This is a genomic window from Morganella morganii (assembly GCF_019243775.1).
Taxonomy (GTDB): Bacteria; Pseudomonadota; Gammaproteobacteria; order Enterobacterales; family Enterobacteriaceae; genus Morganella; species Morganella morganii.
Genome location: NZ_CP069157.1, coordinates 606,690 through 627,097 on the forward strand (window position 1 = coordinate 606,690; position 20,408 = coordinate 627,097).

The 20,408-nt window shown below is 55.7% G+C and carries 16 protein-coding genes; 13 read left to right on the forward strand and 3 right to left on the reverse strand.

Annotated features, from left to right (window positions below; genetic code table 11):
• Nucleotides 1–8: 8 nt before the first annotated feature.
• The 4 genes from livH to livF are packed head-to-tail and all read left to right on the forward strand — an operon-like array spanning nucleotide 9 to nucleotide 3,683.
• Complete coding sequence (gene livH, locus JL661_RS02815) at nucleotides 9–935, forward strand: high-affinity branched-chain amino acid ABC transporter permease LivH (protein WP_004236259.1); 927 nt, start codon at nucleotides 9–11, stop codon at nucleotides 933–935.
• Nucleotides 932–2,215, forward strand: a complete 1,284-nt coding sequence (locus JL661_RS02820) for a high-affinity branched-chain amino acid ABC transporter permease LivM (RefSeq protein WP_004236260.1) — start codon at nucleotides 932–934, stop codon at nucleotides 2,213–2,215. Before livH ends, JL661_RS02820 begins: the two co-directional genes overlap by 4 nt.
• The gene (gene livG, locus JL661_RS02825) at nucleotides 2,212–2,982 is read left to right on the forward strand and encodes a high-affinity branched-chain amino acid ABC transporter ATP-binding protein LivG (protein ID WP_062771947.1); all 771 of its coding nucleotides are present in this window, start codon (nucleotides 2,212–2,214) and stop codon (nucleotides 2,980–2,982) included. The genes JL661_RS02820 and livG overlap by 4 nt, the downstream gene beginning before the upstream one ends.
• Nucleotides 2,982–3,683, forward strand: coding sequence for a high-affinity branched-chain amino acid ABC transporter ATP-binding protein LivF (gene livF, locus JL661_RS02830; RefSeq protein WP_036423974.1), 702 nt, complete (start codon nucleotides 2,982–2,984; stop codon nucleotides 3,681–3,683). Before livG ends, livF begins: the two co-directional genes overlap by 1 nt.
• Here livF and JL661_RS02835 read toward each other — a convergent pair.
• Nucleotides 3,668–4,303: a tetratricopeptide repeat protein gene (locus tag JL661_RS02835; protein WP_052697388.1), complete on the reverse strand. Its 636-nt coding sequence runs from the start codon at nucleotides 4,301–4,303 to the stop codon at nucleotides 3,668–3,670. The genes livF and JL661_RS02835 overlap by 16 nt on opposite strands.
• Before the next feature lie 259 nt (nucleotides 4,304–4,562).
• Here JL661_RS02835 and JL661_RS02840 point away from each other — a divergent pair, with 259 nt between their 5' ends.
• The 8 genes from JL661_RS02840 to JL661_RS02875 all read left to right on the forward strand — a co-directional run bounded on the left by JL661_RS02840 (nucleotide 4,563) and on the right by JL661_RS02875 (nucleotide 14,490).
• A complete protein-coding gene (locus JL661_RS02840) occupies nucleotides 4,563–5,033 on the forward strand; it encodes a GNAT family N-acetyltransferase (RefSeq protein ID WP_046024758.1) in 471 nt (156 codons plus the stop codon).
• Nucleotides 5,034–5,164: 131 nt separating this feature from the next.
• A complete protein-coding gene (gene kdpF, locus JL661_RS02845; protein ID WP_015422983.1) occupies nucleotides 5,165–5,254 on the forward strand; it encodes a K(+)-transporting ATPase subunit F in 90 nt (29 codons plus the stop codon).
• Complete coding sequence (kdpA, locus tag JL661_RS02850; RefSeq protein ID WP_004240554.1) at nucleotides 5,254–6,936, forward strand: potassium-transporting ATPase subunit KdpA; 1,683 nt, start codon at nucleotides 5,254–5,256, stop codon at nucleotides 6,934–6,936. Before kdpF ends, kdpA begins: the two co-directional genes overlap by 1 nt.
• 16 nt (nucleotides 6,937–6,952) lie before the next feature.
• Nucleotides 6,953–9,001: a potassium-transporting ATPase subunit KdpB gene (gene kdpB, locus JL661_RS02855; protein ID WP_004236266.1), complete on the forward strand. Its 2,049-nt coding sequence runs from the start codon at nucleotides 6,953–6,955 to the stop codon at nucleotides 8,999–9,001.
• A gap of 9 nt (nucleotides 9,002–9,010) precedes the next feature.
• Complete coding sequence (gene kdpC, locus JL661_RS02860) at nucleotides 9,011–9,601, forward strand: potassium-transporting ATPase subunit KdpC (RefSeq protein WP_004236267.1); 591 nt, start codon at nucleotides 9,011–9,013, stop codon at nucleotides 9,599–9,601.
• 15 nt (nucleotides 9,602–9,616) lie between these two features.
• A complete protein-coding gene (gene kdpD, locus JL661_RS02865) occupies nucleotides 9,617–12,304 on the forward strand; it encodes a two-component system sensor histidine kinase KdpD (protein ID WP_036416544.1) in 2,688 nt (895 codons plus the stop codon).
• Nucleotides 12,301–12,984 (forward strand): two-component system response regulator KdpE, encoded by a 684-nt coding sequence (gene kdpE / locus JL661_RS02870; RefSeq protein ID WP_004240553.1) that lies wholly within the window; start codon nucleotides 12,301–12,303, stop codon nucleotides 12,982–12,984. The genes kdpD and kdpE overlap by 4 nt, the downstream gene beginning before the upstream one ends.
• A 165-nt stretch (nucleotides 12,985–13,149) precedes the next feature.
• Nucleotides 13,150–14,490 carry an anaerobic C4-dicarboxylate transporter gene (locus JL661_RS02875; RefSeq protein ID WP_062771944.1) on the forward strand — a complete coding sequence of 447 codons (1,341 nt, stop codon included), beginning with the start codon at nucleotides 13,150–13,152 and terminating at the stop codon, nucleotides 14,488–14,490.
• 56 nt (nucleotides 14,491–14,546) lie between these two features.
• On the opposite strand, the gene JL661_RS02880 is transcribed toward JL661_RS02875, so the two are convergent.
• Nucleotides 14,547–16,112: a methyl-accepting chemotaxis protein gene (locus JL661_RS02880; RefSeq protein WP_036416547.1), complete on the reverse strand. Its 1,566-nt coding sequence runs from the start codon at nucleotides 16,110–16,112 to the stop codon at nucleotides 14,547–14,549.
• A gap of 459 nt (nucleotides 16,113–16,571) precedes the next feature.
• Between JL661_RS02880 and JL661_RS02885 the strand changes: the two genes are divergently transcribed.
• Complete coding sequence (locus JL661_RS02885) at nucleotides 16,572–18,044, forward strand: amidohydrolase family protein (RefSeq protein ID WP_004236276.1); 1,473 nt, start codon at nucleotides 16,572–16,574, stop codon at nucleotides 18,042–18,044.
• 93 nt (nucleotides 18,045–18,137) lie between these two features.
• Here the strand turns inward: JL661_RS02885 and fhuA are convergent, their stop codons facing one another.
• Complete coding sequence (fhuA, locus tag JL661_RS02890) at nucleotides 18,138–20,312, reverse strand: ferrichrome porin FhuA (protein WP_046024754.1); 2,175 nt, start codon at nucleotides 20,310–20,312, stop codon at nucleotides 18,138–18,140.
• Nucleotides 20,313–20,408 lie beyond the last annotated feature (96 nt).

Sequence of the window (20,408 nt, forward strand, 5' to 3'; positions counted from 1 at the left end):
AGTGCGCTATGTCAGAACAATTATTATATTTTACGCAGCAATTGCTGAACGGATTAACGCTGGGAAGCACCTATGCCCTGATCGCCATCGGTTACACCATGGTGTACGGCATTATCGGTATGATTAACTTTGCCCACGGCGAAGTGTATATGATCGGCAGTTACGTCTCGTTTATTGTGATTGCCGGGCTGATGATGCTGGGGATTGATGTCGGCTGGTTGTTAATTACCGCTGCATTTATTACAGCGATAATTATTGCCAGTGCCTATGGCTGGAGTATCGAACGGGTCGCTTACCGGCCCGTCCGTCACTCAAAACGGCTGATTGCCCTGATTTCGGCGATCGGGATGTCCATTTTTCTGCAAAACTTTGTCAGTCTTTCCCAGGGCTCCCGCGATCTCGCGCTGCCCGGGCTGATTAACGGCCGCTGGACCTTCGGGGAGAGCGGCGGTTTCTCGGCCACGGTTTCTGCCATGCAGATCACTATCTGGGTGGTGACGGTGCTGGCAATGCTGGCGCTGACCCTCTTTATCCGTTACTCACGGATGGGACGCGCCTGCCGTGCCTGTGCGGAAGATCTGAAAATGGCCGGTTTACTCGGGATCAACACCGATCGCGTGATTGCACTGACCTTTGTGATCGGTGCGGCGATGGCGGCGGTGGCCGGGGTGCTGCTGGGGCAGTTTTACGGCGTGATCAACCCGTACATCGGCTTTATGGCCGGGATGAAAGCCTTTACCGCAGCGGTTCTCGGCGGGATCGGCAGTATTCCGGGGGCGATGATCGGCGGGGTGATCCTCGGTGTATCAGAAGCCATGACCTCCGCCTACTTCAGTACGGAATATAAAGATGTGGTTTCATTCGGCTTGCTTATCCTTGTGTTACTGGTGATGCCGACCGGGATCCTCGGGCGTCCGGAGGTTGAAAAGGTATGACAAAATCTCACTGGATCAACGCCATTGTCGCCACCGCAACGCTGTTTGTGCTGGCCTCCGTGATGATGGGGCTGCAATTGTCCCTCGATGGCACCCGTCTGATTGTCCGCAACGCCGATGCTGTCCGCTGGGAGTGGATCGGTACCGGCTGTGTGATTGTCTTTATTTTTCAGCTGGTGCGCCCGTCACTGAAAAAACTGACGGCGCGTCTGCCGAAAAGCAGCTGCTCATTGCCGGGTTTTGACGGTTCCACCAATACGCAGAAAATTATTGCCGGGCTGATTATTCTCGCTGCCATTATCTGGCCGTTTATGGTGTCACGCGGCAGTGTGGATATCGCCACCTTAACCCTTATCTATGTGATGCTCGGCCTCGGGCTGAATGTGGTGGTCGGGCTGTCCGGCCTTCTGGTGCTGGGCTACGCCGGATTCTACGCCATCGGTGCCTACACTTACGGGCTGATGAACCACTATTTCGGCTGGGGGTTCTGGCAGAGTCTGCCGCTGGCCGGTATTGCCGCGGCGCTGTCCGGGCTGCTGCTCGGCTTCCCGGTGCTGCGGTTGCGCGGGGATTATCTGGCGATTGTGACGCTCGGTTTCGGGGAAATTGTCCGTATTCTGCTGCTGAATAATACGGAGTTTACCGGCGGGCCGAACGGCATCAGTCAGATCCCGAAACCGACCCTGTTCGGGCTGGAGTTCAGCCGGACCGCCAAAGAGGGCGGCTGGGATACGTTCCATAATTTCTTCGGCCTGGCGTATGATCCGGGCGATCGTATTATTTTCCTGTATTTGGTCGCATTGCTGCTGGTACTGGCAACACTGTTTATTATCAGCCGGTTACTGAGGATGCCGCTGGGCAGGGCCTGGGAAGCGCTGCGTGAGGATGAAATCGCCTGCCGTTCGCTGGGACTCAGCCCGACACGTATTAAACTGACGGCATTCACCATCAGTGCGGCCTTTGCCGGGGTGGCGGGAACCTTATTTGCCGCCCGTCAGGGCTTTATCAGCCCGGAATCCTTTACCTTTACGGAATCAGCCTTTGTGCTGGCTGTTGTGGTGCTGGGAGGGATGGGCTCACAAACCTCGGTGATTCTGGCCGCCGTTATCCTGGTGGTTTCCCGGGAAATGATGCGCGATCTGAATGCTTACAGCATGCTGTTGCTCGGGGCGCTGATGGTGCTGATGATGGTCTGGCGGCCGCAGGGATTACTGCCGGTGTCGCGCCCGCACCTGAAAGTCAGCACAACGGATGCGGAAAAAACCGGAGGTGCGCAATGACCGATACCTTATTGCAGGTCTCCGGCCTGACCATGCGTTTCGGCGGGTTGCTGGCGGTGAACAATGTGTCGCTGGAACTGAACCGGGGCGAAATCGTCTCTCTGATCGGCCCCAACGGCGCGGGAAAAACCACGATCTTCAACTGTCTGACCGGCTTCTACAAACCGGCGGACGGGCAGATCCTGCTGCGCGGAAAACCGGTGCAGGGATTATCCGGACAGGCGATTGCCCGTCTCGGCATGATCCGCACCTTCCAGCATGTACGTTTATTCCGGGAAATGACGGTGATTGAAAACCTGCTGGTGGCACAGCATCAGCATCATAAAAGCGGATTACTCGCCGGGCTGCTGACGCTGCCTTCATTCCGCCGTGATCAGCGCGAAGCCACGGAACGCGCAGTGATGTGGCTGGACAGAATCGGGCTGACGTCACTGGCAAACCGGCAGGCAGGTAACCTGGCGTATGGTCAGCAGCGGCGGCTGGAAATCGCCCGCTGTATGGTGACCCGGCCGGATATTCTGATGCTGGATGAACCGGCGGCCGGGCTGAACCCGAAAGAAACGGACGATCTGGATGCACTGATCGCGGAACTGCGGGCGGAGCACGGCGTGTCTGTCCTGCTGATCGAACATGATATGAAACTGGTGATGGGAATTTCAGACCGGATCTATGTGGTGAACCAGGGAACGCCGCTGGCAAGCGGCACCCCGGCGGAGATCCGCAACCACCCGGACGTGATCCGCGCGTATTTGGGGGAGGCATACTGATGCTGGAATTTAATAATGTCTCCGCGCAGTACGGCAAAATTCAGGCGCTGCATGAAGTCAGCCTGTCGGTGCGTAAAGGGGAAATAGTCACCCTGATCGGCGCGAACGGTGCGGGGAAAACCACGCTGCTCAGCACGCTGTGCGGGGAGCCGCGGGCGACCACCGGCGAGATCCGCTACCTCGGGGAGAATATCACGGCACTGCCGACGGCGCAGATCATGCGCAAAGACATTGCACTGGTGCCGGAAGGGCGGCGGGTGTTCGGGCGGATGACGGTGGAAGAGAATCTGGCCATGGGCGGATTTTTTGCATCCAAAACGCAGTATCAGGCACGGATTGCTCAGGTATATGAGCTTTTCCCGAGGCTTCAGGAGCGCCGCCATCAGCGGGCGGGTACCATGTCCGGCGGTGAACAGCAGATGCTGGCTATCGGCCGTGCGCTGATGAGCAGCCCTCAGCTGTTACTGCTGGATGAACCGTCCCTCGGGCTGGCGCCGATTATCATCATGCAGATTTTCGATACCATCCGTGAACTGCGTGATGCGGGTATGACTATCTTCCTGGTCGAACAGAATGCCAACCAGGCGCTGAAACTGGCAGACAGAGGTTATGTGCTTGAAAACGGGCGGGTCGTACTGGAGGATACCGGTCAGGCACTGCTGGTGAATGAAGCGGTCAGGAGTGCCTATCTGGGCGGCTGATCGGATGACGGTTTTCCGGAAAAAATCTGACGGAATTTGTCCTCATTTTCTGTCAGATTTCTGACCCACGGGCAGGCTTCCGGCTCACCGTTTTCACAGGAGGCTTTCATCAGTGCCACACCTTTTTCGTAATCCTGCGCCACGCCGTGTCCCCGGAGATACATCATCGCGAGGTAAAACTGAGCGGAGCCGTGTGACTGTGCTGCTGCTCTCTCATAAAAACTCCGGGCAATGGCGCAATCACCGCGTTCACAACCTTTTCCGCGATAATACATCACCCCCGGCTGATAAAGCGCATCCGGCTGATTCTGTGATGCGGCTTTCTCGAACCAGACTCTGGCTTCCTGTAATGCTGTCACGGAGTGATTGCTGAGCAGGATCAGTTTTCCCAGCTCATTCTGGGCATAAGGATTGTTCTGTTCCGCCGCTTTCCGGTACCAGTATTTGGCCTGCACAATATCCTGTTTTGCGCGGAAGGTATCGGCCAGCGTTATCTGAGCAGTAATATTGCCGCTCAGTGCTCTGGCTTCGATCTGCTGTATTGCTGTCTGTTTTGCCTGAAGCGGGGCGGCGGCAAACAGTACGGCAAACAGGAGTCCTGCGGTTATGGCGGTTTTCATTACACATCCTGTTATTGATTTTCCTGCGGATATCACGCCCTGAACATGATCAGTGTAAGGGGCGGATAAGTCCGGGTAAATCAGTCCGGGACTACGTATTTATGGGCGGATGCCCTCTGATGGTGCACTGTAATGGTGCAGGGCGGTATTTTCCGCAACGGAAACCGGCGGATCCGGCGGGCAGCAAAAGAGGAATGATTATTGCAGCAATGATAACTGACTGCCGGGGCTTTCCCGTTTGCAGCGATAAGAGGCACTAATGACTGAATATAATTTTGTAATAAAAACGGATGATTTATCCTCACCACAAACCGGCGCACTGATTGCTCTGCATTTACAGGGGATGGCACAGAATACGCCGCAGGAGCATGTTTACGCGCTCGGTAAAAACGGCCTGCGGGCGGATAACATCCGTGTCTGGAGTGTATGGGCCGGTGACCGTATCGCAGCGGTCGGGGCGCTGAAACAAATTTCCGCCGCACAGGGCGAAATAAAATCAATGCGGGCTCACCCGGATTTTCGCGGCAAAGGAGCGGGTAAACTGCTGTTACTGCATATTATTGCACAGGCAAAACAGAGCGGCATGACGTGCCTGAGCCTGGAGACCGGCTGCCATCCGGATTTTGAACCGGCACTGGCACTGTACCGGCGCTGCGGTTTTCAGGCCGGATCGGCGTTTGGTGATTATCAGACCGGTGAACATAATCAGTTTTTCCATCTGGATCTTTGATAACAGGGCGGGTTTACGGAAACCCGCATTTTTATACTTTTTTTTATACCTTTCCCGCCGAATTTTGCGACATCTTTGCACCCGCTTTTCTAGACTCAATGATGAATACCTCACACATGTAAGGACAAGTTATGAGTCTGGCTCTTATTGCAGGCATCGCCGGTACATTACTGCTGCTGGCATACCTCCTTTATGCCCTGATTAATGCGGAGAAATTCTGATGGCCGCGAATGCCTTTTTACTTATCGCCGGGTTTCTGATTGTTTTGCTGATTGCGGCAAAACTGCTCAGTAACCTGCTGGTCTGCTTTATTGACGGTACACCGCTGCCGGTTCTGCGCCGTGTGGAAGGTGTGCTGTGGCGCTTTGCGGGGATTGGCCGCGACGAGATGCGCTGGCAGGGATATCTGACAGCACTGCTGCTGTTTAATGCGCTGGGACTGATTTTCCTGACGGCGATCCTGATGCTGCAGGCGGATTTACCGCTCAATCCGCGTCACTTCCCGGGGATGTCATGGGATCTGGCGCTGAACACGGCGGTCAGTTTTGTCACTAATACCAACTGGCAGTCTTACAGCGGAGAATCCGCAGTCAGCTATTTCAGTCAGATGGCCGGACTGACAGTACAGAACTTCCTGTCTGCCGCCACCGGTATTGCTGTGGCGTTTGCCCTGATCCGCGCTCTGTGCCGCCGTTCTGTGCAGACACTCGGCAATGCGTGGGCGGATCTGACCCGTATCACGCTGTGGCTGCTGCTGCCGCTCTCCGTGATTATTGCGCTGTTCTTTATTTCGCAGGGCGTGATTCAGAACTTCCATGACTACCAGACCATTATCACCCCGGAAGGCGTGCAGCAGGTGCTGCCGATGGGGCCGGTGGCCTCCCAGGAAGCGATTAAACTGCTCGGTACCAACGGCGGCGGCTTCTTCGGTGCCAACTCAGCGCATCCGTTTGAAAACCCGACCGCACTGACCAACTTTGTGCAGATGCTGGCGATTTTCCTGATCCCGGCGGCACTCTGTTTTGCATTCGGGCGCTGTGCCGGTAACCCGGGCCAGGGCCGTGCACTGCTGGCCGCGATGACCATTGTCTTTGTTGCCGCCGCTGTGGCGGTGATGTGGAGCGAAACTCACGGTAATCCGGCTTTTGCGGGGATGGGGATCGACAGCACCTTCAATATGGAAGGGAAAGAGAGCCGCTTCGGTATCCTTGCCACCGGGCTGTTTGTGGCCGTGACCACCGCCGCCTCCTGTGGTGCGGTAAACAGTATGCATGACTCCCTGACTCCGCTGGGCGGTCTTGTGCCGCTGTGGCTGATGCAGATCGGTGAAGTGATCTTCGGCGGTGTGGGTGCCGGTTTCTACGGAATGATGCTGTTTGTTTTCCTCGCCGTTTTTATCGCCGGACTGATGATTGGTCGCACGCCGGAATACCTCAGCAAAAAAATCGAGGTGCGGGAGATGAAACTGACCGCGCTGGCGATTCTGGTCACCCCGGCGCTGGTTCTCGGCGGCACGGCACTGGCGATGATGACGGAGGCCGGACGCGGCGCGATGCTCAATCCGGGCGCTCACGGCTTCAGTGAAGTGCTGTATGCCCTCTCATCCGCTTCAAATAATAACGGCAGTGCCTTTGCCGGACTGAGTACCAACACTCCGTTCTGGAACCTGCTGCTGGCATTCTGCATGCTCGCGGGCCGCTTCGTGGTGATTGCGCTGGTGATGATGCTGGCAGGCTCGCTGGTCAGCAAAACCATCCGGACCGCCGGGGCAGGCACACTGCCGACAACCGGGCCGCTGTTTACCGGGCTGCTGATCGCCGCAATATTGCTGATCGGCGCACTGACCTTTGTTCCTGCACTGGCACTGGGGCCGGTGGCGGAATTTCTTGATTTACTTAAGTGATTGACGGGAGAACACCATGAGTCGTCAGACACAGCGATTATTTGAACCCGCACTGGTGCGCCGCGCACTGCCGGATGCATTCCGCAAGCTCTCGCCGGTGGTGCAGTGGCAGAACCCGGTGATGTTTATTGTCTGGTGCGGCAGCCTGCTGACCACACTGCTGGCCGCCGGGATGTTCAGCGGATTTATCAGCGGTAACGGCGGATTTACCCTCACCGTCGCCCTGTGGCTGTGGTTTACCGTGCTGTTTGCCAACTTCGCCGAAGCGCTGGCGGAAGGGCGCAGCAAAGCGCAGGCCGACAGCCTGAAAGGAATGAAAAAAACCAGCCGCGCACGGCGTCTGCATGCGGCACAGCGCGACAGCGGTTTTGATATGGTCTCCGCTGATACCCTGCGCAAAGGGGATTTGGTACTGGTGGAAGCAGGGGATCTGATCCCGTGTGACGGTACCGTGCTGGAAGGCGGTGCATCTGTGGATGAGAGCGCCATTACCGGTGAATCCGCGCCGGTGATCCGCGAATCCGGCGGCGATTTTGCTTCTGTTACCGGCGGTACCCGGATTCTGTCCGACTGGCTGATTATTGAGTGCAGTGCCAACCCGGGTGACAGCTTCCTTGACCGCATGATCAGCATGGTCGAAGGTGCGAAACGCAGCAAAACGCCGAATGAGATTGCCCTGACCATCCTGCTGGCCGCACTGAGTATTGTGTTCCTGCTGGCGGTGGCGACACTCTGGCCGTTTACCGCCTATACCGGCCATCCGGTCACTCTGACAGTGATGATTGCCCTGCTGGTCTGTCTGATCCCGACTACCATCAGCGGCCTGCTTTCAGCTATTGGTGTGGCAGGGATGAGCCGTATGCTGGCCGCCAATGTCATCGCCACCAGCGGCCGTGCAGTGGAAGCTGCCGGGGATGTGGACGTGCTGTTGCTGGACAAAACCGGCACCATCACACTGGGTAACCGCCAGGCCTCTGCTTTCCTGGCTGCACCCGGTGTGGATGAAAGAACGCTGGCAGATGCAGCTCAGTTGTCATCACTGGCGGATGAAACCCCGGAAGGACGCAGTATCGTGGTGCTGGCAAAACAGCGTTTCAGCCTGCGGGCGCGTGATCTGGAAAGCCTGAATGCGACTTTTATCCCGTTTACCGCCCAGACCCGCATGAGCGGCATCAATGTGGACGGGCGCACTATCCGTAAAGGTTCTGTCGATGCTATCCGCCGCTATATTGAGGCTAACCACGGTCATTTTCCGGCACAGGTCGACAAACTGGTGGAAGAGGTTGCACGCAGCGGCGGAACCCCGCTGGTAGTGGCCGAAGAGCATCGCGTGCTCGGGGTGATCGCCCTGAAAGATATCGTAAAAGGCGGGATCCGCGAACGCTTTGCACAACTGCGCCAGATGGGGATCAAAACTGTGATGATCACAGGGGATAACCGGCTGACGGCTGCGGCGATTGCTGCCGAGGCCGGTGTGGATGATTTCCTGGCGGAAGCCACCCCGGAAGCCAAACTGGCGCTGATCCGTCAGTATCAGAAAGAAGGGCGGTTGGTGGCAATGACCGGCGACGGCACCAATGATGCGCCGGCACTGGCACAGGCGGATGTCGCGGTGGCGATGAACTCGGGCACCCAGGCGGCGAAAGAGGCGGGGAATATGGTCGATCTGGACTCCAACCCGACCAAGCTGATTGAGGTGGTGCATATCGGTAAACAGATGCTGATGACACGCGGCTCGCTGACCACGTTCAGTATCTCCAATGATATCGCCAAGTATTTTGCCATTATCCCGGCGGCGTTTGCGGTGACCTATCCGCAGCTGGATGCACTCAATATCATGCGTCTGCACTCGCCGGATTCCGCCATGTTAAGTGCGGTTATCTTCAACGCCCTGATTATTGTCTTTCTGATCCCGCTGGCGCTGAAAGGGGTGCCGTACCATGCCCTGAGCGCCGCACAGATGTTACGCCGTAATCTGTGGATCTACGGACTGGGTGGCCTGGTTGTGCCGTTTATCGGTATAAAATTGATAGATATGTTACTGACCCTGACAGGGTTAGTATAAGGATAAACAATGAGTCAGATACGTCCCGCAATCATAATATTTCTGGTTCTGGCACTGGTAACAGGGGTATTTTATCCTCTGCTGACCACCTCGCTCGGGGAGTGGTGGTTTGCCCGCCAGGCCAACGGCTCACTGATTGAAGTGAATAACGAAGTCAAAGGCTCGGCGCTGATCGGCCAGCAGTTCACACAGCCCGGTTATTTTCACGGACGCCCGTCAGAAACAGCAGAGCATCCGTATAACGCCCTGAGTTCCGGCGGCAGCAACCTGAGCACCGGCAACCCGGAACTGTTACAGCGGGTGGCGCAGCGGGCAGAAACATTAAGGGCGGAAAACCCGGATGCTTCCCGCCCGGTGCCGGTTGACCTGGTGACCGCCTCTGCCAGCGGGCTGGATCCGGATATCTCTCCGGATGCCGCTTACTGGCAGGCCGCGCGGGTGGCCAAAGCGCGTAATATGACACAGGCGGAGGTGGAGAAACTGATCCGCGAACATATCACCACTCCGGTGCCTGCGTTTACCGGTGTGCCGGTCGTGAATGTGCTGGCACTGAATCTGGCGCTGGATGCACATGCGGCGGACAAAACCAGCCTGAACTAACGGAAGGACAGCATTATGTATGATGAGCCACTGCGTCCCGATCCTGACCAGTTACTGGCACAGGTCACAGAGCGCCCGCGCGGGAAACTGAAGATTTTCTTCGGTGCCTGTGCGGGTGTCGGGAAAACCTACGCCATGCTGAAAGAGGCGCAGCGGCTGCGTGAGCAGGGCATTGATGTGCTGGCCGGGGTGGTGGAAACCCACGGCCGCAGTGAAACCGCTGCCTTGCTGGAAGGGCTGCGCATCCTGCCGCTGAAAAAGCATAACTACCGGGGGCGGCAGGTGGCGGGGTTTGATCTCGACCGCGCGCTGGCGATCCATCCGGCGGTGATCCTGATGGACGAACTGGCGCACACCAACATCCCCGGCGCCCGCCACCCGAAACGCTGGCAGGATGTGGAAGAGCTGCTCAATGCCGGGATCGATGTCCTCACCACCATCAATGTGCAGCACCTGGAAAGCCTGAACGACATTGTCGGCGGCGTGACCGGTGTTCGTGTGCGCGAAACCGTACCGGACCCGGTGTTTGATGCCGCCGATGAAATCGTACTGGTGGATTTAACGCCGGACGACCTGCTCGACAGACTGCGTGAGGGAAAAGTGTATCTCCCTGCTCAGGCGGAGCGGGCGATCGAGCACTTTTTCCGCAAAGGCAATCTGCTGGCACTGCGTGAACTGGCGCTGCGGCGGACCACTGACCGTGTCGATGAACAAATGCGTGCCTGGCGGGAGCGGAAAGGTCAGGAGAAAGTCTGGCACACCCGGGATGCGATTCTGGTCTGTCTGCGTCCGGACGGCGGCAATGAAAAACTGGTGCGTGCCGCAGCCCGGCTGGCGGCACGGCTCGGCAGTGACTGGCATGCCATTTTTGTCGAAACCCCCGCACGGCATAAGCTGCCGTCACCGCAGCGGCGTACTATCCTCACCACCCTGTCGCTGGCGCAGCAACTGGGAGCCACCACGGCAACGCTGGCGGAGCCGGAAGAGGGCCGCGCGGTGATCCGCTATGCGCGTGAAAATAACCTCGGCAAAATTATGATTGTCCGCCATGAGCGGACATCCTGGTGGCGGCGCGACAAATTACAGGAACAGCTCAGCCGTAGTGCCGCTGATCTGGATGTGGTCATGATCGCCCCGCAGGACCGGCAGCCGGAAAACCGTGAGAAATTCAGCGACAACCGGCCGTTCCTGGATAAACACAAAACCGATTTACAGGGTTGTGTTGTCGCGGCACTGATTTGCGCCGTCACTACCCTTATGGCGCATCACTGGCTGATGGCCTTTGATAACGCCAACCTGGTAATGCTCTATATCCTGGGCGTGGTGGTGGTGGCGCGGTTTTACGGGCGCTGGCCTTCTGTGTTTGCCACCATTATTAACGTTATCAGCTTTGATATCTTTCTTATCAACCCGAAAGGCACGCTGGCCGTTTCGGATATGCAGTATCTGCTCACCTTCGCGGTGATGATGACCGTCGGGCTGGTGATCGGCAGCCTGACTGCCGGTGTCCGCTATCAGGCCAGGGTGGCACGTTACCGCGAGCAGCGCACCTGGCATCTGTATGAAATGTCGAAAGCGCTGGCGGTGGCGCGGGAATCTGATGATATTGCCTCTGTCAGTTGCCACTTTATCAGCCACAGCCTGCATGCCCGCTGCGAAATGCTGCTGCCGGATGAGCAGGGTAACCTGATCCCGGCAGGGGGCGGGGTGGCGGATAACGGCCGTGACGATGCCATCATCCGCTGGAGTTATGACAAAGGCCAGCCCGCCGGGTTCGGCACCGGTACTCTGCCCGGTGTGCCGTATCAGATCCTGCCGGTCTGCACGACAGAGAAAGTGTACGGCGTGGTGATTGTGGAGCCGTATAACCGCCGTCAGCTGCTGATCCCCGAACAGCAGCGGCTGCTGGAAACCCTGATCCTGCTGGCAGCGGGGGCGCTGGAACGCCGCACGCTGACAGAACGCGAGGCGCAGTCGCGGCTGGTCAGTGAACGCGAGCAGGTGCGCAACTCGCTGCTGGCGGCGCTGTCCCATGATCTGCGCACGCCGCTGACTGTACTGTTTGGTCAGGCGGAGATCCTGACGCTGGATCTGACCAGCGAAGGTTCACCGTATGCCGCGCAGGCCAATGAGATCCGCCAGCATATCCTCAGCACCACGCGGCTGGTCAATAACCTGCTGGATATGGCGCGGATCCAGTCCGGCGGCTTTAATCTCAATAAAGAGTGGCTGCCGCTGGAAGAGGTGATCGGCAGTGCCCTGCAAATGCTGAAACCGCGTTTTGATACGGATTCGGTGCAGATTGACCTCAATGACCCGATGCAGCTGATTTGCGCGGACGGCCCGCTGTTTGAACGGGTGTTGATCAATCTGCTGGAAAACGCGATAAAATATGCCGGGCCGCAGGCGCAGATTGGCATCCGCTCGCGGTTGTCGGACAATATGATTGATATTGAAGTGTGGGATAACGGCCCGGGCATCCCGGCCGGACAGGAAGCACAGATATTTGAGAAATTTTCGCGCGGCCAGAAAGAATCCGCCATTCCGGGGATCGGCCTCGGGCTGGCTATCTGCCGGGCGATTGCGGAAGTGCACGGCGGCACTATTTTAGCCGGAAACCGTGACGGGGGTGGCGCAAGCTTCCATATCCGTCTACCCTGTGAAGACCCGCCCGTGATTGATGAAGATGATAACCCGTTGTGACCACTGTACTGATTATTGAAGATGAAAAAGGGATCCGCCGCCTTCTGCGCACTGCGCTGGAAGGGGATTCTGTGCGTGTGTTTGAAGCGGAAGACCTGGCACGCGGGCTGGTGGAAGCGGCGACCCGCAAACCGGATCTGGTGATCCTTGATCTGGGTCTGCCGGACGGTGACGGCATCACCTTTGTGCAGGAGTTCCGTCAGTGGAGTTCTGTGCCGGTGCTGGTGCTTTCCGCCCGTGACAGTGAGCATGACAAAATTGCCGCCCTGGATGCCGGGGCGGATGACTATATGACCAAACCCTTTGGTGTCGGGGAGTTACAGGCGCGGCTGCGGGTGCTGATGCGCCGCTATCCCGGCAGTGAAAAAAATGATCCTGTTTATGAATTCGGGGATATCTGTGTGGATATTGCCGGGCGTCAGGTCAGGAAAGGCGGGGAGGAAGTGCATCTCACACCGATTGAATTCCGCCTGCTGACCATTCTTATCGGCCACAGCGGCAAAGTACTGACTCAGCGGCAACTGCTCAATGAAGTGTGGGGGCCGAACGCCGTCGAACACGCCCACTACCTGCGTATTTACATGGGACATCTGCGCCAGAAACTGGAAACGGATCCGGCCCGTCCTCAGCATTTCATCACCGAAACCGGTATCGGTTACCGGTTTGTATCCATCCCCTGAATACTTCCCCGGCGATTTTTTTACCCCCGTCACTGTTATAGAAAAACTGTTCTGTTTTCCGGCAGTTTTTATTGTTTACATCAAAAAATTGTTATTTTGTGCGCTTTATAGTGAAACCAGGTGATACAGACCCACGGATTTTTAAGTACCTAAAAGGAGTTAGTTATGGATTTTGCTATCCAGCTTGTCGTGGTATTGATCTGTCTGTTTTACGGGGCGCGCAAAGGCGGGATTGCCCTGGGTTTGCTGGGCGGGATAGGCCTGGTGGTGCTGGTTTTTGTCTTCCACTTAAAGCCCGAAAAGCCGCCGGTGGATGTGATGCTGGTGATTATTGCGGTCGTGGCGGCATCGGCTACGCTGCAGGCTTCCGGGGGACTGGATGTGATGCTGCAGATAGCAGAACGTCTGCTGCGGCGTAACCCGAAATATGTCTCGATTGTGGCGCCGTTTGTGACCTGTCTGCTGACTATTCTGTGCGGTACCGGGCACGTCGTCTACACCATCTTACCTATCATTTATGATGTCGCGATTAAAAATAATATCCGCCCGGAAAGGCCGATGGCGGCCAGTACAATAGGCTCCCAGATGGGGATAATCGCCAGCCCGGTGTCGGTTGCGGTGGTCTCCCTGGTCGCCATGCTGGGGGATGTGACCATCAACGGCAAACATCTGAGCTTTGTTGACCTGCTGGCGATCACCATTCCATCCACCCTGATCGGGATACTGTGCATCGGTATCTTCAGCTGGTATCGCGGTAAAGACCTGGATAAGGATCCGGAATTTCAGTCATTTATCGCAAAACCGGAGAACCGGAAATACGTCTACGGCGATACCGCCACCCTGCTCAATAAAAAATTACCGGCCAGTAACTGGCTGGCAATGTGGATCTTTCTGGCCTCTATCGCGGTCGTTGCATCACTGGGGGCATTTTCGTGGCTGCGGCCGGTTTTTGACGGCAAGCCGCTGTCGATGGTTTTGGTGATTCAGATCTTTATGCTGCTGGCAGGGGCATTAATTATTATCTTTACCGATACCAAACCGGCATCTATTTCGAAGAATGAAGTATTCCGCTCGGGGATGATCGCGATTGTGGCGGTTTACGGTATCGCGTGGATGGCGGAAACCATGTTCGGTGCTCACCTTGAGCAGATTGAGGGTGTGCTGGGATCGCTGGTCAAAGAGTATCCGTGGGCTTACGCAGTGGTGCTGCTGCTGGTGTCCAAGTTTGTCAACTCGCAGGCGGCGGCTCTGGCGGCAGTGGTTCCGCTCGCGCTGATGATCGGGGTCAATCCGGCTTATATTGTGGCATCCGCACCGGCCTGTTACGGCTACTATATTCTGCCGACCTACCCGAGTGACCTGGCGGCTATCCAGTTCGACCGCTCAGGTACCACCAAAATCGGGCGCTTTGTGATTAACCACAGCTTTATTGCGCCGGGACTGATCGGTGTCGGGGTTTCCTGTGTGTGCGGCTGGTTCTTTTCCGCCATGTACGGTTTTCTCTGACAGCCATCCGGAACAGTGATAACGGGCAGTCATGCCCGTTATCTGCCCGTTAATCATTAAGATACTGAAGACGGCGTTCCGGCAAGCTGAAAGACACCAACCATCTCATTGAGTGTACCGGCCTGCTCATTCAGGGAGGAGGCTGCGGCAACAGACTGTTCCACCAGGGTGGCATTCTGCTGGGTAGCGGAATCAATCAGCCCGATAGCACTGTTGATCTGAGTGATCCCGTCAGTCTGTTCATGACTGGCGTGGCCTATCTCATGCAGTAAATCAGCCATCTGGCTGACGTTACTGACAATACCGCGCAGTGATTCAGCGGCTTCCTCCACCAGTTGCAGCCCCTCGCGGGTCTGACCGGCAGAGTTTTCAATCAGGGTGCGGATCTCACCGGCTGAATCGGCACTGCGCTGTGCCAGCAGGCGGACTTCACCGGCCACCACCGCAAAACCGCGTCCGTGCTCACCGGCTCTGGCGGCTTCCACAGCGGCATTCAGCGCCAGAATATTGGTCTGGAACGCAATAGAATCAATCAGATTGATAATATCTGACATCCGGGTGGCCGTCGTGTTGATCATACGGATTTTATCCGTCACCTGCTCCATCATTTCGCCGTTGTGTTTCACCACCCCGGCGGTATCCGCCGACAGTGCGGTTGCCTTAAGAGTATTGGCGGCGGTATTTTTCACTGTCGCGGTGATCTGTTCCATTGAGGCGGCAGTTTCCTCCACTGACGCGGCCTGTTCTTCCGTGCGGGCGGCCAGGTTCTGGTTACCGGCAACAATCTGCTCTGCGGTGGCAGACAGGCTGACTGCGCCGTTTTTCACCTCTGTTACGATATCCTGCAAATGAACCTGCATTTCAGCCAGGGCATTAAGCAGCACCCCGGTTTCATCATGATGTGTGACATTGACCTGCTGTGTCAGATCCCCCTGTGCAATGGCGCGGGCAAGCGTGACGGCTTTGTCCAGCGGACGGGTGATACTGACCACAATAATCCGCGCCAGTACGGCACTGATGATGGCACTGATGATAGTCAGAGTGATCAGCAGGAGGCGGTTGGTTTTGAAATTACTTTCCACCTGATTTCCCGCCTCTTTCATATGCGCATCCTGAATGGCGATTAACTGCATCACATTGTCGCGGTAAGCGCGCTGAATACCGGCTGTGGTATTCACCATCTCATTGATTGCAGAGGCTTCATCTCCGTTTTGTGAAAACTGAACCATACGGCGCTGTGAGGTGAGGTACTGCTGGCGGACTGAGCGGATCTCTTTCAGGATGTTCTGAGATGCCTCATCCTTCAGCGTCTCATTAAATTCATCCAGAATCAGGGTGATTTTTTTACTGGTTTCAGAAGCACCGGCGGCCAGCTGACGAATCTGAGGATTTTTATCATCCAGCAGCAGGAGTTGCTGAATGCCGACAAAATCATGAAAATAATCAATCAGTAAGTTTGCTTTTACCGTGATCGGATAATCCTCGTCCAGGATATCGCGGATGCCGTCATTGGCGTTATTCAGGCTGACAACCGACAGTGTGGCGCTGATGACCATCAGCAGAATGGAAAAGCCAAAAGCCACGAAGAGTTTCGTACTGATTTTAATGCTGCGCAGAAGCATCATTCCTCCGGATACTCAGTAAATGACTGGTTATCGGAAACTATAGAGAAAACTTTATCAATTAATTAAATTAATTTATAAGCACATGACAATAACAGCAGAGATAACAACGGGTTGGTTTGGTTATTTTTCTTCGGGAGTGATCTTTCCGGGGGATTATTTCAGTGCTTAAGACCTTTATTTTATACTTTGTTGATGTTTTGTGCTGAGTTTTTATGTCAGTACGGCGCAAAAAATGAGGTAAAAACGCGCGGATTTCTTATTTTTTCCTGTCAGAAATCACGGGGTATTTTGCTGAAAAATAAGAATTATTTTCTTTTTTATCCCGGAAGGGAGAATAAACGTGTTTTTTTCCCGGAAAATGAGATGGATTTTATGCTGCCGATTTACAGGTTGATTTTATAATCAGATTATAATGTACTGTATAGTACATTTTTGATATTAACCAGAGAGGCCTGCATGGAAAAGAATAAAAAAATCATTCGCGGCGGCACAATCATCACAATGGATGATGCCACCGGCGATATTATCAACGGCGCGATACTGATCGAGGGCAACCGGATCAGCGCAATCAGTGCGGATATACAGGCATTTGATCACCACACCGATGCGCAGGTGATTGATGCACAAGGGGCGATTGTCACTCCGGGCATGATCGATGCGCACCGCCATAACTGGATGGCACTGTTCCGTGGTGTTTCGGCGGAAGAGTCGTTACCGGCATTTCTTATCAATACCTTCCATGCATTCGGCGCAATGATGACGGCAGACAATATGTATGCGGCGGTTCTGAACGGTAATATCAGCGCTCTGAATGCCGGTACGACAACGGTTTATGAGGTGAATGACTGTGTTAACTCACCGGAACATGCCGCTAATGCTGTTGCTGCTATGAAGGACAGCGGCATCCGTGGTGTCTACGGTTATGGTATGCAGGTGTATGATTTTAAACCCGCCGGTTTTGCTTCCATGGATGCACGGCGTGATTGTGCCCGTGAGATCTCTGAAACCCTGTTCCGCGACCAGGATCGGCTGACAGCCGGGATGCTGATTTCCGATCCCGGTACGGTGCCGTTTGCTGAATCGGCAAAACAGATCCGTCTGGCGGATGGTCTCGGCCTGAAACACGCCTCACACACCGGGGCGGCCAAAACCTCGGTTCTGCTGCGTGGTTTGCGTGAACTGGACGACCACGGTTTACTGCTGCCGGGACATATCCACGCCCACAGTAACGGGCTGACCGGCGAAGACTGGAAACTGATCGCCAAAAGCGGCGGCCATGTGGCGAGCACGCCGTCCAGCGAGTTACAGATGGGGATGGGGTTCCTGCCTTATCAGCCTTGTGCGGAGTATGGGATCCCGTTTGCACTCGGAACGGATTTCACCGGTGTGACAACAGATGATCTGTTCACTCAGATGAATATGGCACTGCAGATTGAACGTGCACTGGCGAATGAAAAAGTACATCAGCGCGATACTATGCCGTTTGAAATTACCCCGACTGTCCGCGAGGCTCTGCACTGGGCGACCCTCGGCGCAGCACAGGTGCTGGGCATGGAAAACGAGATCGGCTCGCTGGTGGCCGGGAAAAAAGCGGACATCATTATTATCCGCCACAGAGATGGTTTTGTGGCACCGGTGCACGCCGCAGGCAGTGTGGTGCAGATGACACATACCGGTGATATCGATACTGTGCTGGCCGACGGTGTGATCCGCAAACAAAACGGCATGCTGACCGGTTTTGATCTTCCGGAAGTGACCCGGTTATCCCGTAACGCTCTGGCTGAGCTGGAAACACGCATCCGCGACCGGAAAATCCTCAATGCACAGGAAGTGGAAGCGTTCTTCCGTCTGGCTGAGCGGATGGCCTCCTTCCACTTCGCACAGGCTTACAGTGATGAATTTTTTACTCAGGCGATGAATAAGGCCTGATGTGCAGTGCGCTGCGGCGGGCAGCGGTCTCTCTTAGTGATCCCGCCTTTTCGGGGATTCCGGTTTATTGCGGAATCCCCCTTTTTATCTGTTTTACCAGTGAAGGGTCAGTGTGGTGGTTATCTGCCGGTCATTGCCCCAACTGCATGCTGCATCCGTAAAGCAGGCAGATACATAGTGTTTATTGAACAGGTTATTGATATTCAGCGCGATCTCCGCATCTTCAAGAGCCGGGAGGTTATCAAGCCGGTAGCGCAGCATCATATCCGCCACGGTATAGGCGGGAACAGTGAAGCTGTTGGCATCATCCCCCTGTGTTTTGCCGTTATAGCGTACGCCGCCGCCGATAGTCAGGCCGCTGAGCGGCGTGGTGTCAAAGGTATAATCTGTCCACAGAGAGGCGGTATGCGCCGGTACCATCGCGGGGTGATGATTGGTATTCTCCGCCTGCTGACGGAAACGGGTATCGGTATAAGCATAGCCGGCGATCAGGTTCCAGTTGTAGGTCAGCGCCGCTTTGGTTTCCAGCTCAATCCCCCGCGAACGGATTTTTCCGCCCTGCACACTGAAAAACGGATTCAGCGGGTCACGGTGCAGGTTATTGTCTTTGGTCAGCTCATAAACGGCGAGTGTGGCAGACAGCGCGGCATTTTCCGGCAGGTATTTCAGCCCGGCTTCATACTGTTTACCCCGTGACGGATCCAGCGGTTTGCCGCTGACCGTGGCCGCAGTACTTGGCTCAAAGGATTCGCTGTAGCTGAAATACGGAGCGAAACCATAAGGCAGCTGATAGTTCACACCGCCGCGCCAGGTAAACTCGTGGTCAGTCTGGTGATGAGTGGTATCACCGCTGATGTTATCGCGGCCGCGGGATTTGCTGGTGTTTTCGTCATAACGGCCGCCGAGGGTGAATGTCCAGTCCTTCAGAAAGAGCTGATCCTGGGCGTAGATCCCGATTTGGTGGTTTTTATTTATTGCTTTCGAATTTATCCCCGGGATGATTGTCAGATTGCCGTATTGCGGGGATCGCAGATCCAGCGGGGCAGCAACACCGACCTCATTAACCATCCGGTTGCGCAGCTGTGAGTAATCCACACCTGTCATCAGGGTATTGCGCCAGCCGTGGCCGCTGATGTTGTGGATGACATGGGTATCAGTGACCAGGCCGGACAGCCGTTCGTCATTACGTATATGGCTGCGGGCAAGCATTGATGAGAGCTCCTGCTTTGGCACGCCGTAACAGGCCGCCGGATTGCTGCTGCATAATCCGCTGCCGTAAATAGTGCGCCAGTTGGTGCTGATCTGCTGGTAACGCACGCCCTGATGCAGTGACCAGTTATCATTGAATGTATGATCAAACTGCCAGCCGATCAGCCGCTGCTGCCGTTCAAAGCGGTTATAGCCCGGCTCGCCTTCGTTAAAACCGGTCGGCAATTTCCCGGCAGCGCCGCCGTCAACGGTACCTTCACGCGGCAGCCAGCCGTAATAGCCGTTACGCGGCGCATTCATGGCCTGGGCGGTAAGCAGTAAAAAAGTGGTATCATCCGGCTGCCAGAGATAAGAACCCTGTAAAGCATAATACCGTTCCCGCTCCCCCTGTTGCTGTTGGTGCTGGTCATGCAGTGTGCCGGTCAGGCGGTAAGCCTGTGTTTCCTCATCATTCAGGGCATCACTGAGATCAAACCCGGTCTGCCACAGGTGGTGATTCCCCGCCTGTAAGCGGATTTCCCGCAGCGGGTTCATCTGCGGCCGTTTGGAGGTCATGGTGACCACGCCGCCCGGATTGGATTGCCCGTAAAGCACAGAAGCCGGGCCTTTCAGCACATCAATCCGCTGCATAAATTCCGGCAGCATCCTGCTTTCCGCATACATATCCCCCTGAACTTTTAATCCGTCCAGATAGATATTCTGGCTGACATTATGGAAGCCGCGCATCATCACACTGTCGAAAACGGATGAACTGCCGGAGGTGCCGGTCACTACGCCGGGTGTGTATCCCAGTGCCTGTTTCAGTGTGGCAGGATTGCGGGCGGTGATTTCCTCCTCACTGATCACGGAGACCGAGGAAGGGACTTTATTCAGCGGCGTGGCCGTTTTGGTGGCGCTGTCGCTGTGTGTGGCGCGGTATGTGCCGTTATTTTCCAGCGGACTGACGGCAGGCGGCGCGGCGGTGACCACGATTTCATCTTCAGCGGCGTGGCAGACACCGGCAACCAGTAAAGCCGCCAGCGAAAGCCGGAACAGGGAAGTGCGGTAAAGTGCAGTCATACATCTTATCTCATTGAATGATAATTATTACCGTCACAAAAGGCATGTGTGCGGATGACGGCTGTGATAAATAATGAAAAAGGCTGCCGGAGCAGC

Bases quoted from the DNA above. Each gene is read 5' to 3' on its own strand.
- kdpB (WP_004236266.1), top strand. From the start codon at position 6,953: ATGAGTCGTCAGACACAGCGATTATTTGAACCCGCACTGGTGCGCCGC.
- kdpD (WP_036416544.1), top strand. From the start codon at position 9,617: ATGTATGATGAGCCACTGCGTCCCGATCCTGACCAGTTACTGGCACAG.
- livF (WP_036423974.1), top strand. From the start codon at position 2,982: ATGCTGGAATTTAATAATGTCTCCGCGCAGTACGGCAAAATTCAGGCG.
- kdpF (WP_015422983.1), top strand. From the start codon at position 5,165: ATGAGTCTGGCTCTTATTGCAGGCATCGCCGGTACATTACTGCTGCTG.
- JL661_RS02820 (WP_004236260.1), top strand. From the start codon at position 932: ATGACAAAATCTCACTGGATCAACGCCATTGTCGCCACCGCAACGCTG.
- JL661_RS02875 (WP_062771944.1), top strand. From the start codon at position 13,150: ATGGATTTTGCTATCCAGCTTGTCGTGGTATTGATCTGTCTGTTTTAC.
- kdpC (WP_004236267.1), top strand. From the start codon at position 9,011: ATGAGTCAGATACGTCCCGCAATCATAATATTTCTGGTTCTGGCACTG.
- livG (WP_062771947.1), top strand. From the start codon at position 2,212: ATGACCGATACCTTATTGCAGGTCTCCGGCCTGACCATGCGTTTCGGC.
- JL661_RS02840 (WP_046024758.1), top strand. From the start codon at position 4,563: ATGACTGAATATAATTTTGTAATAAAAACGGATGATTTATCCTCACCA.
- JL661_RS02835 (WP_052697388.1), bottom strand. From the start codon at position 4,303: ATGAAAACCGCCATAACCGCAGGACTCCTGTTTGCCGTACTGTTTGCC.
- kdpA (WP_004240554.1), top strand. From the start codon at position 5,254: ATGGCCGCGAATGCCTTTTTACTTATCGCCGGGTTTCTGATTGTTTTG.
- JL661_RS02885 (WP_004236276.1), top strand. From the start codon at position 16,572: ATGGAAAAGAATAAAAAAATCATTCGCGGCGGCACAATCATCACAATG.
- livH (WP_004236259.1), top strand. From the start codon at position 9: ATGTCAGAACAATTATTATATTTTACGCAGCAATTGCTGAACGGATTA.
- fhuA (WP_046024754.1), bottom strand. From the start codon at position 20,312: ATGACTGCACTTTACCGCACTTCCCTGTTCCGGCTTTCGCTGGCGGCT.
- JL661_RS02880 (WP_036416547.1), bottom strand. From the start codon at position 16,112: ATGCTTCTGCGCAGCATTAAAATCAGTACGAAACTCTTCGTGGCTTTT.